Below are 15,213 nucleotides of genomic sequence, written 5' to 3' on the forward strand. Positions count from 1 at the left end.
TATCTGGCGTTGACTTTTGGCACGCTGTTGAGTTCTCAAGGAACGGACGCTTCCTTCGGTCCCGTCTCCGGGGCCCTCCGGGCGCTTCCCTTCGGCATTTCGTGTTTCAAACTCTATCAGGCCTTTTCAGTGTTCCTGACCACCGATCCGCAGACATGCAAAAGCGGACCCGAGGTAAGGATCAAGGTTTGATAGGTGCTGCCGACCCCCGACTCGAAGTCGTGTCGGTGTCAGGCAGGAGTACGACAGTACATGCCGTCTCGCGGCCCAGGCAAATCGATTTGTGGCCTCCGACGGGTCGAGTCGTACGGCAGGTCACGCCCGGAACCGTCACTTCTTATGACTTACAGTTCTGAACGGCACGTCGTCCCCTCACAGGCGGTGACGGCGGCTCACGAATCTCCGCCCCCAGGGAGGCTCCCCATGACCATCGTGACGGCCCCACTCGCCGGACGCGCCATCGGACTCGCCGCTGTCCCCGACCCGGTGTTCGCCGGGGCGATGGTCGGTCCCGGTACGGCCATCGATCCCCTCCTCAAACCGTCCGTGGCCGTTTCACCGGTGGACGGTGTGGTGGTCTCCCTCCACCCGCACGCCTTCGTGGTTGTCGACGAGGACGGGCACGGTGTGCTGACGCACCTCGGCATCGACACGGTGCAGCTCAACGGCGAGGGCTTTGAACCGCATGTCAACAAGGGCGACACCGTCCAGCGCGGCCAGGCCGTCATTGGCTGGGACCCCGGCGCCGTCGCGGCGGCCGGGAAGTCCCCGATCTGCCCGGTCGTGGCGCTCGAAGCCACGGCCGACGCCCTGTCCGCCGTCGTGGAGGACGGCGACCTGAAGGCCGGCGACACGCTCTTCGGCTGGGAGTCGGCGTAATGGGGACGACGCTGCGAGGCGTCGGGGTCAGCCACGGGGTGGCGATCGGCGAGGTCCGGCACATGGGGACCACCGTGCTGGAGCCGCCGGCCAAGCAGATCGGTCCCGAGGAGGCCGAGCGGGAGCAGGCGCGCGCCCGCCAGGCCGTGGACGCCGTCGCCGCCGATCTCAACGCGCGAGGCAACCTGGCCGGCGGTGAGGCGCAGGCGGTGCTCGAAGCGCAGGCGATGATGGCCCAGGACCCCGATCTGCTGGCCGACGTGGAGCGGCGTATCGCCGTGGGGAGCAGCGCCGAGCGTGGCGTGTACGACGCGTTCGCCTCGTACCGCGCTCTGCTCGCCAACGCCGGGGAGTATCTGGCGGGGCGGGTCGCGGACCTGGACGATGTGCGGAACCGTATCGTCGCCCGGCTGCTGGGCGTGCCGATGCCGGGGGTGCCGGACAGTGACGAGCCGTACGTGCTGATCGCCCGTGACCTCGCCCCCGCCGACACGGCGTTGCTCGATCCGAGCCTGGTGCTCGGTTTTGTGACCGAGGAGGGCGGGCCGACCAGTCACAGCGCGATTCTGGCGCGGGCGCTCGGGGTGCCGGCCGTGGTGGCGTTGCCGGGGGCCGTCGAGTTGGCCGAGGGGACGCTGATCGCGGTCGACGGGAGTACGGGCGAGGTCCACGTGGAGCCGTCGGCCGAGCGGCAGGCGGAGCTGGAGGAGGCCGCGGCGGCGCGGAAGGCGGCGCTGTCGGGGGTCACCGGGCCCGGTGCCACCTCGGACGGGCACAAGGTGCCGCTGCTGGCGAACATCGGTGGGCTGTCCGACGTCCAGGCCGCGGTGGAGGCGGGGGCGGAGGGGGTGGGGCTGTTCCGTACCGAGTTCCTGTTCCTGGACGACAGTGAGCGGGCGCCGTCGGAGGAGAAGCAGGTCGAGGCGTACCGGTCGGTCCTGGAGGCGTTTCCCGAGGGCCGGGTGGTCGTGCGGGTGCTGGACGCGGGGGCGGACAAACCCCTGGCGTTCCTGACGCCGGCCGATGAGCCGAATCCGGCGCTGGGGGTGCGGGGGCTGCGGAGTCTGCTGGATCACCCGGACGTGCTGCGGACGCAGTTGACGGCGCTGGCGAGGGCCGTCGAGGGTCTGCCGGTGTATCTGGAGGTCATGGCGCCGATGGTGGCGGACCGCGCGGACGCGAAGGCGTTCGCGGACGCCTGTCGTGCGGCGGGGCTGCACGCCAAGTTCGGCGCGATGGTGGAGATTCCGTCGGCGGCGCTGCGGGCGCGGTCGATTCTTCAGGAGGTCGAGTTCCTTTCGCTGGGGACGAACGACCTGGCGCAGTACACCTTCGCCGCGGACCGGCAGGTCGGGGCGGTGGCGCGGTGGCAGGACCCGTGGCAGCCGGCGCTGCTGGATCTGGTCGCGCTGTCGGCCGAGGGCGCCAAGGCCGAGGGCAAGAGCTGCGGGGTGTGCGGGGAGGCGGCGTCGGATCCGCTGCTGGCGTGTGTGCTGACGGGGCTCGGGGTGACGTCGTTGTCGATGGGGTCGGCGTCGATTCCGTATGTGCGGGCGACGTTGGCGAAGCACACGCTCGCGCAGTGCGAGCGTGCCGCGTCGGCCGCGCGGGCCGCGGACTCCGCCGAGGGTGCCAGGGCGGCGGCGCAGGCGGTGCTGTCCGGCGAGTGAAAGGGACGGGGGCTCCTGGGGGCTTTCCGCCGTGGTCCGGCGGGAAGCCCCCTTCGGCGTTCAGTGGTGGGTGTCCGTGGGGTCGATGCCCAGGTCGTGTCCCGCGCGGTATTCGACGCCGGATTCCGGGGAGAGTGGTTCTCCGGTGTCCGCGTCCGTGCAGTAGGCGCTGAAGACCTCGGCCTCGGTGAGCGGGACGAGGTGTCCGTGCAGGAGGCGCCAGCCGTGGAGGCGGTCGGGGGTGCCGGGTGTGGTCGTACGGAGCACCACTCCCCCGGGCCGTTCCAGCGCGATGCCCGCGGCGAGCACCGAGACGAACTCGGCTCCTTCCTCGGGGTCGACGGCGGCGGAGGTGTCGCCGGTGTGGTCGGCCTGGAGGGCGGCGAGGAGTTGTTCGTCGGCGGCGGGGATGCTGCACACCAGGTGGTGGGTGCCGGGTCCCGCCGCTTCGAGGAGGGCGAACAGGAGGCGCGACGCCTGGTCGAAGGCGGCTCGTCCGATGTCCTGGCCGCAATCGGCGCAGTCCCCGAGGTCGGCGAGCAGCGCGGTGACGTACTCCCAGGTGGCCTTGCGGACCGCGGTGTTGATGAGGAGCGGGACCAGGGTGTCGAGGGGCTGGCCGGTGTAGGCGACGGCGGCGCCGGTCGCGGGGATGGTGGCGGTGAAGCGGCTGCGGCTGGCGGTGCTGTCGGGGTCGTGGCCGCCGGCCGCGCAGAACTCCGCGTATTCGTCGGGGTCGAAGAGGGCGACCGTGGTGTGGACGCCCTGGGCGGTGAGGGATCTCAGCAGGGCCTCGATCTGCCGCAGGTAGGTCGCGTGGTCGTCGAAGGTGAAGGTGTCGTACCGCCGCATCGCGGTGAAGTCCTGCTCGTCGGCGAGCAGGCCGACGGTGCTGGGGACTTCGCGCCGCAGCCGGCGGCGCCGGGTGCGGTCGGTCTCGGTCTGCCTGGTGTGGCCGGTGTGCGCCATGACTCCCCCTGAGCGCTGTCGATCATTGCTCACTCAGAGTAATCGAGGGGTCTGACAGCGGGGCCGGCGGCGGGTGTCCGGCGGCCGGGCCGTCAGCGGCGTGCGCGGGCCAGGTCCGCGTAGAAGTGGAGGAGTTCGATGTGGTCGACGGATCCGGCGTTGACGGCCTTGTCGAGGCTCGCGCCCTGGAGGAGGCGTTTGACGGGAACCTCGATGCGCTTGCCGGTGAGGGTGTGCGGGACGCCGGGGACCTCGATGATCTCGTCCGGGACGTGGCGGGGTGAGAGCTCCCGGCGGAGGGTCGACGCGATGCGCGCCCGCAGGTCGTCGTCCAGCCGCTGTCCTTCCGCGAGGTGGACGAAGAGGGGCATCCAGTAGCCGCCGTCCGGTTCCTCGACGCCGATGACCAGGGATTCGCGGATCTCGGGCAGCCGTTCGACCACTTCGTAGATGTCGGCGGAGCCCATCCGGACGCCCTGACGGTTGAGGGTGGAGTCGGAGCGGCCGTGGATGACGACCGAGCCGTGGTCGGTGAGCGTGATCCAGTCGCCGTGGCGCCAGACGCCGGGGTACGTGTCGAAGTAACTGTCGTGGTAGCGGCTGCCGTCGGGGTCGTTCCAGAAGCGGACCGGCATGGACGGCATCGGCCGGGTGACGACCAGTTCGCCGACCTCCTCGATCACGGGCCGGCCCTCGGGGTCCCAGGCCTGGAGGTCCGTGCCGAGGCAGGCCGCCTGGAGTTCGCCGAGGTGGACGGGCAGGGTCGGTACGGCTCCGGCGAAGCAGCTGCAGATGTCGGTGCCGCCGCTGACGGAGGCGATCCACAGGTCGTCGCCGGCCTCGTCGGCCAGCCAGCGGAAGCCGTCGGGCGGCAGGGGTGATCCGGTGGTGGCGACGCAGCGTACGCGGGAGAGGTCGTGGTCACGGGCGGCGTGGACGTCCGCCTTGCGGCAGGCCATGACGTACGCGGCGGAGGTGCCGAAGAAGGTGGCTCCGGTCCGGTCGGCGACGCGCCACTGGGCGTCGACGGCGGGGAAGCCGGGGCTGCCGTCGTACAGGACGATCGTGGTGCCGGTCAGCAGGCCGCCGACCAGGAAGTTCCACATCATCCAGCCGGTGGAGGTGTACCAGAAGAAGCGGTCCTCGGTGCCGAGGTCGCAGTGGAGGCCGATCTGCTTGAGGTGTTCGAGCAGGATGCCTCCCTGGGACTGGACGATGGCTTTGGGGAGGCCGGTGGTGCCGGACGAGTAGAGGACCCACAGGGGGTGGTCGAAGGGGACCTGTTCGAAGACCGCCGTCGCGGTGTCGCCGGTGTCGGGGGTCCGTTCGACGAGGGCGGACCATTCGAGCGTGCCCTCGGGGGCCGGGGTGCCGAGCAGCGGGACGTGGACGACGGCCCGGACGGTGGGCAGTTCGCGGCGGAGTTCGGCGACGGTCTCCGTACGGTCGTGTTCCTTGCCGCCGTAGCGGTAGCCGTCCACGGCGAACAGGACGACCGGTTCGACCTGCTGGAAGCGGTCGAGGACGCCCCGGGCGCCGAAGTCGGGGGCGCAGGAGGTCCAGACGGCGCCGACGGCGGCGGTGGCGAGCAGGGCGGTGACGGCCTGCGGGATGTTGGGGAGGTAGCCGCTGACGCGGTCCCCGGGGCGTACGCCGAGGTCGCGCAGCGCGGCGGCGAGCGCCCCCACCTGGTCGCGCAGTTCGGACCAGGAGACGGAGCGCTGTTCCTGGGTCTCGTCCACGTACACGAGCGCGGGGGTGTCGGCGCGGCCCGGGTCCAGGGCGGTGCGCAGCGCGTGTTCCGCGTAGTTGAGGGTGGCGCCGGGGAACCACTGGGCGCCCGGCATGGTGTCGGCGCCGAGGACCCGTTCGTACGGGGTGCTGAAGCGTACGTCGAACCAGTCGGCGAGCGCGGTCCAGAACGTGTCCAGTTCCTCCACGGACCAGCGGTGCAGCGCCGCGTAGCCGCCCTCGGCCGGGGCTCCGTACCGTTCGGCCGCCCACGTCTGGAAGCGGGTGACCGCGGCGGCGGCGATCCGTGCGGGATCGGGCTGCCAGAGCGGTACGGGGCTGGCGGCTGTGGTCATGTGCGGCTCCCGGTCTTGACGCGGCTGACAGGGACGATGCCATGTGATCGTCTTTCGCACCAGATGTCGGTCTCCCCCCCGTCCACGGGGGCGGACGGGTGCCCCCACCCCGGGTGAACGGAAGTTGAACGAACGCCTTCCGGTGTCGGACGAGTGGCAGGCTGAGCAGCATGGACGGTCGTGAACTGGTGCGTTCGATGAAAGTGGTCGGGTCGGTACAGGGGCTCCGCTCCGTGCGGTCGGCCTGGCGGCAGCGCCGTACGGACGCGAGGGCGCTGCCGGTGCGCGGCGCCGAGCGGGCCAGGGTGCCGGGGCAGGCGGCGGGGGCGCGGCCCGAGCCCGGCGGGGGTGTGGTGCGGTTCGCGCGGGCGGAGCTGCGGGTGTGCGTGACGGTGGGCGGTGCGGTGTTCTGGGGATGGGACGGCGCGGAGCCGCTGCCGTCGTACGCGCTGGCGGGTTCGCCGCCGGATCCCGATCCCCGGGCGGTGCTGGAGCCGAACACGGACGGCGGCTGGCGGGTGGTGTCGGAGCGCGTCATGGTGACGGTGTCGCGGCACGGCGGGATCGAGATCCGTACGCCGGGCGGGGTGGTGCTGCGCCGTGAGCTGCCGCCGCGCTGGTGGGAGCCGGTCGCGGGGGGTGTGGCGCGGTGGGTGCAGCGGACGGAGGTGGCGGCGGACGCGCGGTTCTTCGGGCTGGGCGGGCGGGCGCGGGGGCCGCGGCTGGCGGACGGGACGTACCGGCTGTGGAACACGGATCCCGGCGGCCGCTTCGGTCCCGAGGACGATCCGCTGTACGTGACGATGCCGGTGCAGCTGGTGGTCGCGGACGCGGGGACGCATCTGGCGTTCGTGGACAACTCGTGGGACGGGCGGGTGACCCTGCGGGAGGGCGAGGAGGGCGCGGGTTCGGGGCACGACCGGCCCGGGACGAGCGAGCTGCGGATGGACGGCGGGCCGCTGCGGTGCTGGGTGGTGATCGGCACGCCGGCGCGGGTCCTGCACGGCTGGACGGCGCTGACCGGGGCGCCCGTACCGCCGCCGGCCTGGGCGCTGGGTCCGCAGCACGCGCGGTGGGGGTTCGGCAGTGAGGAGGAGGTGCGGCGGATCGTCGCCGGGTACCGGGAGCGTGGTCTTCCGCTGTCGGCGGTGCATCTCGACATCGATCACTACGACGCGCATCAGGTGTTCACGGTGGACCGGGAGCGTTTCCCCGATCTGCCGGGGCTGGCCGGGGAGTTGCGGGCGGACGGGGTGCGGCTGGTGTCGATCGTGGACCCGGCGGTGAAGGCGGCGGACGGGAACGCGGTGTACGAGAGCGGGCGCGCGGCGGACGTGTTCGTACGGGACGCGCGGGGCGCCGAGGTCCGGGGGGTGGTCTGGCCGGGTGAGTGCGTGTATCCGGACTTCACGGATCCGGGGGTACGGGAGTGGTGGGGCGGCCTGTACGCGGAGCGGCTGGCGCAGGGGTTCTCCGGGGTGTGGCACGACATGAACGAGCCGGTGTCCTTCGCGCCGTTCGGTGACACGACGCTGCCGCGCTCGGCCAGGCACCGGCTGGAGGGCCGGGGCGGTGACCACCGGGAGGCGCACAACGTCTACGGCCTGGAGATGTCCCGGGCCGGTTTCGAGGGGCTGCGGAAGCTGCGCCCGGACGAGCGGCCGTTCCTGTTCTCGCGCTCGGGGTGGGCGGGGATGCAGCGGTACGGCGGCACCTGGTCGGGCGATGTGGCGACGGGGTGGCCGGGGCTGCGGGCCTCGCTGGCGCTGGTGTTGGGACTGGGGCTGTGCGGGGTGCCGTACTCGGGGCCCGACGTCGGCGGTTTTGACGGGAGTCCGACGCCGGAGCTGTATCTGCGGTGGTTCCAGCTGGGGGCGTACCTGCCGTTGTTCCGTACGCACGCGGCGATCGACGCGGGGCGCAGGGAGCCGTGGGAGTTCGGCGCGGAGGTGCTGGAACACGCGCGGGCCGCGCTGGCCGAACGGGAGCGGCTGCGCCCGTACTTCATGACGCTGGCGCAGCTCGCGCGGCTGACGGGGGCGCCGTACGTGCGGCCGGTGTGGTGGGGGGCGCCGGAGGACCGGGCGCTGCGGGACTGCGAGGACGCGTTCATGCTGGGTGACGGTCTGCTGGTGGCGCCGGTGCTGGCGCGCGGGGCGGACCGGCGGGCGGTGCGGCTGCCCCGGGGGCGGTGGTACGACACGGCGACCGGGAAGGCGTACGAGGGGCCGGGCCAGGTGGTGGTCGACGCGCCGCTGTCGCGGGTCCCGGTGCTGGCGCGGGCGGGTGCGGTGATACCGGTGCGCGGCGCGGACGGGGCGGTGGAGCTGGAGGCGTGGGCGCCGGCGCCCGGGCGGACGGGGGGCGGGCTGGTGATCGGGGATCCGGGCGACGGCTGGGGTACGGCGGAGGTGGAGCGGTACACCTCGCGGGTGGTGGACGGCCGGGTCCGGGTGGAGCGGGTGACGGACGGGGGGACCGTGGAGCCGGAGCGGACCGTACGGGTACGGGGCGTGGCGTCCGGGGGGTGATGCGGGGGCGGTCCGGTGGTGGGCCGGGCCGCCCCCGCCGCGCGCGGGTCAGCGGCGTGGCCCCGTGTCGTACCGGCCGGCGAACCAGGACCGTACCGCCTCGGTGTGCAGCGGGAACGCCAACTCTGCGGGGGCGCGCAGCAGATGCCAGCCCGTCGTCTCGTCCGTGGCGGCGGACGGCGGGAGTTGGGCGGCGGGCCGCTCGGGGAGCAGGCCGAAGACGAGGAGGTGCCCGTCCGGGGAGCTGAGCGTGTCGGCCAGCCGTACGTCCTCCTCGGCCGCCCCGATGCCCGTCTCCTCCCCCAACTCCCGTACGAGGGCGTGCTGCCAGGCCTCGCGGTGGTCGATGAAGCCGCCGGGCAGGGCGACTCCCCCGCGCATGGGTTCGATCGTGCGGGTGATGACCACCAGCGCGCGCCCCTTCGCGTCCGTCACGGGGAGCAGCGCGACGGCGACGGGCAGCGGGTTGCGGTAGGCGGTGACGCCGCAGACCGCGCACGTACGGGGCCAGCCGGCGCCGGGCGGGTACGGCGCGCCGCAGCTGCCGCAGTACGCGTTCATCGGAGGCTTCTTCTCGGGCTCGGACACGCGCGGACTGTATCCGATCACCCTTCCGCCGTCCCCGGGAACCTGATAGACGAAAGGGCTCATGAGCCCTCTTGTGTCACTCCTGCGGGTGCTGACCGCCTCCGCCGTCGCTCTGCTCGTCCTTCCCGCCCTTCCCGCGCCGGCGGCGGGCGCCGTCACCGGGCCGCGGGCTCCGGAGGAGTTCGTGGCGCTGCGGTCGGTCGCGCCGACGATCATCCAGGAGATGCGGTACACCACGCCCCACGACTTCATGGGGGTGCCGGTGGACGGGTACCGGCAGCCGGTCTGTCTGGTGACCCGGCCGGCCGCCGAGGCGCTGCGCCTGGCGCAGCGGAAGCTGCTGCGCCAGGGCTACTCCCTGAAGATGTACGACTGTTACCGGCCGCAGCGGGCCGTCGACCACTTCGTCCGGTGGGCGAAGGATCTCCAGGACGAGGCGATGAAGGCGGAGTTCTATCCGCGCGTCGACAAGTCGCGGCTGTTCGAGGACGGTTACATCGCGGAGAAGTCCGGGCACAGCCGGGGGAGCACGGTGGATCTGACGCTGGTGAAACTGCCCGCCCTGCCCACCCGGCCGTACGTGCCCGGCGAGACGCTCGTCCCGTGCTACGCCCCGCGCGCGGAGCGCTTCCCGGACAACTCGGTGGACATGGGCACGGGTTACGACTGCTTCGACCCGCTCGCGCACACCGACGACCCGCGGATCCAGGGGGTGCAGCGCGCCAACCGGCAGCTGCTGAAGAGCACGCTGGAGGAGGTCGGGTTCACCAACCTGCCCGAGGAGTGGTGGCACTTCACGCACCGGCCGGAGGTCTTCCCCGACACCTACTTCGACTTCCCCGTGGCGTGGCGGTCGGTGGCCGGGTCCTGACGAGCGTACGACGCGCGGGCGGGCCCGTACCCCGGTGGTCGGGGGTACGGGCCGCCTCGCCGGGGCCGCCGGGCCGCCCGGGTCAGGTGACGGCGTGCTCGCGGTGGCGCTGCGCGCGGTTCAGCGCGTGCTCCACGACCGTCACGAGGACTTCCTTGACGGATTCCCGCTCGCGCGCGTCGCACATCACCAGCGGGACCTCGGGGTCGAGATCCAGCGCCGCGCGGACGGTCTCGCCGGGGAAGCGGTCGGCGCCCTCGAAGCAGTTGACGGCGACCGTGAAGGGGATCCCGCGCCGTTCGAAGTAGTCGACGGCGGCGAAGGAGTCGGCGAGGCGCCGGGTGTCGGCGAGGACCACCGCGCCGAGGGCGCCCTGGGCCAGCTCGTCCCAGAGGAACCAGAACCGGTCCTGGCCGGGGGTGCCGAACACGTACAGGACCAGGTCCTCGCGGAGGGTGATCCGGCCGAAGTCCATGGCGACCGTGGTGGTCGTCTTCTCCTCGACCCCGTCGACGTCGTCGACGGGGCGGCCGGCCTCGCTGAGCCGCTCCTCCGTACGGAGCGGCCTGATCTCGCTGACGGCGCCCACCAACGTGGTCTTGCCGACCCCGAACCCGCCGGCGACCAGGATCTTCAGTGTGACCGGGTCGACCGGGCGGGGCCGGTGGCTAGTGCGCCCGAGGGTCATGGCTCTCTTCTTCCCCGGAGGGGTGGGTGCGGTTCGGATGCATCGTGGGTCCCAGGTGGTCGGTTGACGTACGTCAGAGCGCCCTCAGGCCGTCGATCACATCGCGGAGGATGCTCACGTCGGGCAGTTCGGCCGGCGGGACGGGGCGGGTGACATGGACGATCTCGTCCTCGACGAGGTCGCCGACCAGCACCCGTACCACCCCGACCGGCAGGTCCAGGCTCGCGGAGAGCTCGGCGATCGACTGGGGGCTGTCGTTGCAGCGGTCGACGATCTCCACATGCTCGGGTGAGAGCATCTGGTCCCGGCCGGGGTCGTCCGCCTTGGGCTCGGGAATGACGATCGCGATCAGGTCGAGCCGGTGGCGGGTCGCGGTGCTGGTACGGCCGCGCGTCATGGCGTACGGGCGTACCACCGGTCCGGCTTCGCCGTCGAACCAGTGCTGCGCGTCCTGATCTTCGTCACTCATGTCGGCCCCCACTCACCCTCCGGCGGGCAGACCGGACCGCGGCCTCGTGGCGAGGTGGACGCCGACCCGCTTGACCATCAGCGTCATCTCGTAGGCGACCTGGCCCACGTCGGAGTCGGCGTCGGACAGGACGGCCAGACAGCTGCCGTCACCCGCGGCGGTGACGAAGAGGAACGCCTCGTCCAGCTCCACGACGGTCTGCCGGACGCTGCCGGCGTCGAAGTGCCGGCCGACGCCCTTGGCGAGGCTGTGGAAGCCGGAGGCGACGGCCGCGAGGTGCTCGCCGTCCTCCCGGGTGAGGTCCTTGGACGTGCCGGTCGCGAGGCCGTCACCGGAGAGCACGAGTGCTTTGCGGATGCTGGCCACGCGTTCGACGAGCTCGTCGAGGAGCCAGTTGAGCTCTCCGGCGCCGTCCCGGTCGGCGGAGTTGCGTGCTGCGGCGTTCGGTGCGGTCATCGACCGTCCCCCTCCGATGTGGTTCTGTCTGTCTCACCGGGGCCGGTGGTCTCTTCGGCGTCGTTCTGCCGGCGACCACGCTGCCAGCCTCGCTGGAGCGAGGCCATACGGTTGCGTACTTCGTCCGCGTCCCGCTCGCCGTCCTGCCGGCCGGCGGGCGCCTGTCCGGGGGCGCGCTCGGGGGCGCTGTCCCTCAGCTGGGGTGCGAGGCTGGCCTGCCGTACGCGGCGGGGCAGGCCGCCGAGCAGGTCGGGGGCCTCGGCTGTCGGGTCGGCCCTGCCGGCCCTGTCGGCGCCGGTGGTCCTGTCGGTCCTGGCGTCTCCGCGGGCGGCCGCCGGGCGGCCCCTCAGCGGCGCGGGGACTCCGGACAGCGGTCCGCCCGACGGCGGTTCGGCCGCTCCGCGAGCGGATTCGGCGCGGGTACGGCCGGTCTCGTCGACCCGTCGGCCGCGGTCGGCCACCAGGGTCGGCGGCTTGCGGCGGGGCAGCGAGAGGGGATCGTCGGATCCCCCGGACGCCGGCCCGGACCGGGGCTCGTACGGCTCGTGGAGGTCGTGCGGCTCCGGGGTGGGCGGGCGGCCGTCACGCCGGTCGCGGGCCTCACGGGCCTCGTCGCGTGCGCTGCGGACGCCGTCCCGCGCGGGCCGTACCTCGTCGTGCGAGAGCCGTACGTCCTCGCGGGCCTGCCAGGACTCGCCCGTGTCGCGGCCCGCGTCCCGCCCGCCGAGACCCAGGTCGAGGTCGAGATCGCGCAGGTGCTCGCGGGCGCGGAAGAGCCCGCCGCGTTCGCTGTCCGGATCCTCGAGACCGGCGATGCCGTCACCTCCGCCACGTATCGGCCGGGTGTCCCTGCCGAGCGGACCCACGGGTGGTTCGAGCTCGACCGGTCCGTCGAGCACGGAAGGGCCGCTGCCCAGTCCGGCCGGCATCTGCGCCAGCGCGGTGAGGCGGCCGGTCGACCCGCTCTCGGCGCGGCCCCGGCCGCGCTCGGCCGTGCCCTTGCGGTCGAGCCGGAAGCCCACGCCCTCGGTCTCCGGCGCGTCGGTGAGCAGCGCGACCGGGAGGAAGACGACGGCGGTGGTCCCGCCGTACGGGGAAGGCTGGAGCGAGACGCGGACGTTCTGCCGCTGGGCGAGCCGGCTGACCACGAACAGGCCCAGGCGGTCCGTGTCGGACAGCTCGAACTCCGGTGTCTCCGCGAGCCGCAGGTTGGCGTCGAGGAGCATCTCGGGGGCCATGCCGAGGCCGCGGTCGTGGATCTCCAGGGTGAAGCCGTTGGCGACCCGCTCGCCGTGCACCTGGACGGCGGTGTGCGGGGGCGAGAACACCGTGGCGTTCTCCAGCAGTTCGGCGATGAGGTGCGTGAGGTCGGCGACCGCCGGGCCGCCGACGCCGATGCGCGGGAGCCTGCGGACCTCGATGCGCTCGTAGTCCTCGACCTCGGCGACGGCGGCGCGCACCACGTCCATCAGCTGGACGGGCTTGCGCCACTGCCGGGAGGGTGCCGCGCCGGAGAGGATCACCAGGCCCTCGGCGTGGCGGCGCATGCGGGTGGTGAGGTGGTCGAGCCGGAAGAGGTCGGCCAGTTCCTCGGTGTCCTCCGTACGGCGCTCCATGGTGTCCAGGAGTGTGAGCTGACGGTGGAGCAGGACCTGGTTGCGCCGGGCGAGGTTGACGAACACCTCGGAGACCCCGCGCCGAAGGTCGGCCTGTTTGACGGCGGCCTCGACGGCGGCGCGCTGGAGCGTGTTGAGGGCCTGGCCGACCTGGCCGACCTCGTCCTTCTCGTAGTCGAGGCGCGGCGCCTCGGTCTCCACGTCGACCTGTTCGCCCGCGGCGAGGCGGCGCATGACGCTGGGGAGGCGGACGCCGGAGACCTCGTGGGCCTCCTTGCGGAGCTGGGAGAGGTCGCGGATCAGGTCGCGGCTGACCCGTACCGACACGATCACGGAGACGAGCAGCGCCAGGAAGCCGAGCACGCTGGCCAGTCCTGCGCGGAAGTAGGTGCCGGTGCGCAGGGGGTCGATGTGCGCCGCGTAGAGGGTGTCGGCGCGGTTGCTCTCCTGGTGCAGGTCGTCGAGGACGGGGCCGGTCAGCTTCTGCCAGCCGGCCACGTCGATCACGGCGGGGCTCGCGCCGGCGCCGGCGGTGATCAGGCTGTCCTCGGTGGAGCCGAGCGTGAGGGTCGAGGGGGTGCGCCAGTACTGCTCCAGGATCGCGCGGTCCCGGGCGGGCAGGTCGGAGAGGTTGGTGCGGTAGAGCAGGGTGCGGTTGGCGACGAGGTCGGAGACCCGGCGGATCTCCTGGGCGTTGATGCTGCCGGTCATCAGCGCGGAGGTGACCAGCGCGTCCTCGCGGGAGAGCATTTCGCGGGCGAGGGACATGCCGATCAGCGCGCGGCCCCAGTTGTCCGCGTCCACTTCCTGGAGACCGTGCAGGGTCGCGAGGAAGGTGAAGCCCGGGTCGACGATCCGGCTGTAGAAGTCCAGGGCCCCGGAGCGGGAGATCTTGTTGTTGTCCACCGAACGGCGTGTGGTCGCCAGGTCGTCCAGTCCGCCGATGACGGCGGTCAGTTGCTGGGCGGTGACGGAGTCGAGGTCGGAGCGGACGTCGGGGGTCGCGTTCGCCTTGACGCGCGCGGCGACCCTGTCGGTGTCGGTGCGGCTCTTCTGGAGGGTGACCCGGGCGTCGGGGGCGCGGGGGTCCGCCAGGTAGATCAGCGTCTGCCTGCGCTCGTTCTGGACGACGCGGATCGTGTCCTCGACGGGGCCGCCGACCTTGCCTATGACGTAACCGACGTCCAGGAGCCGCTTGGCGTCGCTGCCGGTGAGCGTCGTCGCCAGGGCCCAGAGGGCGGTGAGCGAGACGAGCGGCACGAGCAGCAGCGCCACGATCTTCCGGCGGATCGACTTCCCGCGAAAGCGCATGGCCTCCCCCTGCTCGATCCCCGCCCGGTGCGGGGGTCTCCCGGTGAACTTCCGTCAACAAACGGCGCGAGCCTACTACTGTCACACCGACAACTCGAAGGCACGTCCGTATGTTTTTCGGCCGCCTCCCTACGACTTGATCATGAGTTGTCCCGGTATTCGGCGAGTTGCCGTCCGTTGCTGGGGCGAAATTCGGCGGGCCGGACGACGTATGAACTCTCAACCAGTTGGCCGGAATCGTTCTGCCGTGGTCACGCCCGGGAATGTTCCCGCGCCGCCGGTCGTCCTTGTGTACGGAGATGTCCTGTGTGCGGGGTCTCCGTGGGGGCGGGGATGTCCTGGTGTCGTGGGTACGGATGTCCTGGTGCCGTACGTGCGGGTGTCCTTGTGCCGTACGTGCGGATGTCGTCGTGGGCGGGCGTGAAGCGGCGGAAGTCGGGCAGTCACCCTTGAGGCCGGACATGCGGGGGCCTCGGGGGCCGGAGTGGTGGTCGGACAGTGGTGGGGAGTGACGGGTCCATGGATACGGATCAGCGGCGTGGTGCGGCGCCGGCGGACGACTTCTCGGGGGTCTCGCAGGGTTTCCCGGGAGGTTCGCGGCAGCTCTGGGTGGAGGAGCCCGCGCTCAGGTACCGCATGCCGGATCCGGTCAGGAGGGCGGCGGTCCGCGCGGTGATCATCGCGGCGGTGACGCTGATTCAGGCCATGATTGCGTTTCTCGGCACGCTCAGCGCCTCGTGGCTGGCGTTCCCGATGGTGATCAGCAGTGTCGCGTCGACGGTGGTGGCGACCTGGTCGGTGCTGGACGTCTGGGTGACACGGCAGGTGTGGAACCAGCGCAACGGCGTGGTGTCCGTACCGAGCAGCACGGCCCGCCAGTTGCGCCGGGAGCGGCGCAGGGCGCGCCGGACCGCGCGGAGTTCGGCGCGGGACGCGGAGCGCGCCGGGGGACGCATAGAGAGGCCCCGCGACGGCCGGGCTCCGGAGCGGAGCCACGGCCTGGCGGGCGAGCGGGGGCGCGAGCACGCCGGCAGCGGTCGGCTGAGCCGGGCGTGAGGGCCTGGGGCCTGATCTCGCC

13 protein-coding genes are annotated in these 15,213 nt (G+C 72.4%); 6 read left to right on the top strand and 7 right to left on the bottom strand.

Annotated elements, in window-relative coordinates:
• The 3 genes from ACIODU_RS18705 to ptsP all read left to right on the top strand — a co-directional run.
• A partial coding sequence (locus tag ACIODU_RS18705; protein ID WP_356431280.1) for a hypothetical protein occupies positions 1-192 on the top strand: 192 nt, incomplete at its 5' end.
• Positions 193-423: 231 nt separating this feature from the next.
• Entirely contained in the window at positions 424-879 is a 456-nt protein-coding gene (locus ACIODU_RS18710) for a PTS glucose transporter subunit IIA (protein WP_356431278.1), read from the top strand.
• Positions 879-2,549, top strand: coding sequence for a phosphoenolpyruvate--protein phosphotransferase (gene ptsP, locus ACIODU_RS18715; RefSeq protein WP_401768752.1), 1,671 nt, complete (start codon positions 879-881; stop codon positions 2,547-2,549). Before ACIODU_RS18710 ends, ptsP begins: the two co-directional genes overlap by 1 nt.
• Before the next feature lie 60 nt (positions 2,550-2,609).
• On the opposite strand, the gene ACIODU_RS18720 is transcribed toward ptsP, so the two are convergent.
• Together ACIODU_RS18720 and ACIODU_RS18725 are read right to left on the bottom strand one after the other, a co-directional pair.
• Positions 2,610-3,518, bottom strand: a complete 909-nt coding sequence (locus ACIODU_RS18720) for a hypothetical protein (protein ID WP_401768753.1) — start codon at positions 3,516-3,518, stop codon at positions 2,610-2,612.
• A gap of 92 nt (positions 3,519-3,610) precedes the next feature.
• Positions 3,611-5,605 carry an acetoacetate--CoA ligase gene (locus ACIODU_RS18725; protein WP_401768755.1) on the bottom strand — a complete coding sequence of 665 codons (1,995 nt, stop codon included), beginning with the start codon at positions 5,603-5,605 and terminating at the stop codon, positions 3,611-3,613.
• A gap of 170 nt (positions 5,606-5,775) precedes the next feature.
• Between ACIODU_RS18725 and ACIODU_RS18730 the strand changes: the two genes are divergently transcribed.
• Positions 5,776-8,136: a glycoside hydrolase family 31 protein gene (locus ACIODU_RS18730; RefSeq protein ID WP_401768758.1), complete on the top strand. Its 2,361-nt coding sequence runs from the start codon at positions 5,776-5,778 to the stop codon at positions 8,134-8,136.
• Between the two features lie 48 nt (positions 8,137-8,184).
• Here the strand turns inward: ACIODU_RS18730 and ACIODU_RS18735 are convergent, their stop codons facing one another.
• Positions 8,185-8,697, bottom strand: coding sequence for an NUDIX domain-containing protein (locus tag ACIODU_RS18735; RefSeq protein WP_401769152.1), 513 nt, complete (start codon positions 8,695-8,697; stop codon positions 8,185-8,187).
• 88 nt (positions 8,698-8,785) lie between these two features.
• Between ACIODU_RS18735 and ACIODU_RS18740 the strand changes: the two genes are divergently transcribed.
• On the top strand, positions 8,786-9,595 hold the full coding sequence (locus tag ACIODU_RS18740) for a M15 family metallopeptidase (protein WP_401768761.1): 810 nt from the start codon (positions 8,786-8,788) through the stop codon (positions 9,593-9,595).
• 82 nt (positions 9,596-9,677) lie between these two features.
• On the opposite strand, the gene ACIODU_RS18745 is transcribed toward ACIODU_RS18740, so the two are convergent.
• From ACIODU_RS18745 to ACIODU_RS18760, 4 genes are all read right to left on the bottom strand, one after another.
• Positions 9,678-10,283 carry an ATP/GTP-binding protein gene (locus ACIODU_RS18745; RefSeq protein WP_161312777.1) on the bottom strand — a complete coding sequence of 202 codons (606 nt, stop codon included), beginning with the start codon at positions 10,281-10,283 and terminating at the stop codon, positions 9,678-9,680.
• A gap of 73 nt (positions 10,284-10,356) precedes the next feature.
• The gene (locus tag ACIODU_RS18750; RefSeq protein WP_161312778.1) at positions 10,357-10,752 is read right to left on the bottom strand and encodes a DUF742 domain-containing protein; all 396 of its coding nucleotides are present in this window, start codon (positions 10,750-10,752) and stop codon (positions 10,357-10,359) included.
• A 12-nt stretch (positions 10,753-10,764) separates the two neighbouring features.
• On the bottom strand, positions 10,765-11,208 hold the full coding sequence (locus ACIODU_RS18755) for a roadblock/LC7 domain-containing protein (protein ID WP_161312779.1): 444 nt from the start codon (positions 11,206-11,208) through the stop codon (positions 10,765-10,767).
• Positions 11,205-14,135 (bottom strand): nitrate- and nitrite sensing domain-containing protein, encoded by a 2,931-nt coding sequence (locus ACIODU_RS18760; protein ID WP_401768765.1) that lies wholly within the window; start codon positions 14,133-14,135, stop codon positions 11,205-11,207. The genes ACIODU_RS18755 and ACIODU_RS18760 overlap by 4 nt, the downstream gene beginning before the upstream one ends.
• Before the next feature lie 519 nt (positions 14,136-14,654).
• Here ACIODU_RS18760 and ACIODU_RS18765 point away from each other — a divergent pair.
• A complete protein-coding gene (locus ACIODU_RS18765) occupies positions 14,655-15,191 on the top strand; it encodes a hypothetical protein (RefSeq protein WP_401768766.1) in 537 nt (178 codons plus the stop codon).
• The last annotated feature ends 22 nt before the right edge of the window (positions 15,192-15,213 follow it).

It is taken from the genome of Streptomyces sp. NPDC088261, assembly GCF_044740805.1.
Lineage (GTDB): Bacteria > Actinomycetota > Actinomycetes > Streptomycetales > Streptomycetaceae > Streptomyces.

Coding starts and splice junctions, on each gene's coding strand:
- ACIODU_RS18710 (WP_356431278.1), top strand. CDS start 424: ATGACCATCGTGACGGCCCCACTCGCCGGACGCGCCATCGGACTCGCC.
- ACIODU_RS18745 (WP_161312777.1), bottom strand. CDS start 10,283: ATGACCCTCGGGCGCACTAGCCACCGGCCCCGCCCGGTCGACCCGGTC.
- ACIODU_RS18730 (WP_401768758.1), top strand. CDS start 5,776: ATGGACGGTCGTGAACTGGTGCGTTCGATGAAAGTGGTCGGGTCGGTA.
- ACIODU_RS18750 (WP_161312778.1), bottom strand. CDS start 10,752: ATGAGTGACGAAGATCAGGACGCGCAGCACTGGTTCGACGGCGAAGCC.
- ACIODU_RS18740 (WP_401768761.1), top strand. CDS start 8,786: ATGAGCCCTCTTGTGTCACTCCTGCGGGTGCTGACCGCCTCCGCCGTC.
- ACIODU_RS18735 (WP_401769152.1), bottom strand. CDS start 8,697: ATGAACGCGTACTGCGGCAGCTGCGGCGCGCCGTACCCGCCCGGCGCC.
- ptsP (WP_401768752.1), top strand. CDS start 879: ATGGGGACGACGCTGCGAGGCGTCGGGGTCAGCCACGGGGTGGCGATC.
- ACIODU_RS18755 (WP_161312779.1), bottom strand. CDS start 11,208: ATGACCGCACCGAACGCCGCAGCACGCAACTCCGCCGACCGGGACGGC.
- ACIODU_RS18725 (WP_401768755.1), bottom strand. CDS start 5,605: ATGACCACAGCCGCCAGCCCCGTACCGCTCTGGCAGCCCGATCCCGCA.
- ACIODU_RS18765 (WP_401768766.1), top strand. CDS start 14,655: ATGGATACGGATCAGCGGCGTGGTGCGGCGCCGGCGGACGACTTCTCG.
- ACIODU_RS18760 (WP_401768765.1), bottom strand. CDS start 14,135: ATGCGCTTTCGCGGGAAGTCGATCCGCCGGAAGATCGTGGCGCTGCTG.
- ACIODU_RS18720 (WP_401768753.1), bottom strand. CDS start 3,518: ATGGCGCACACCGGCCACACCAGGCAGACCGAGACCGACCGCACCCGG.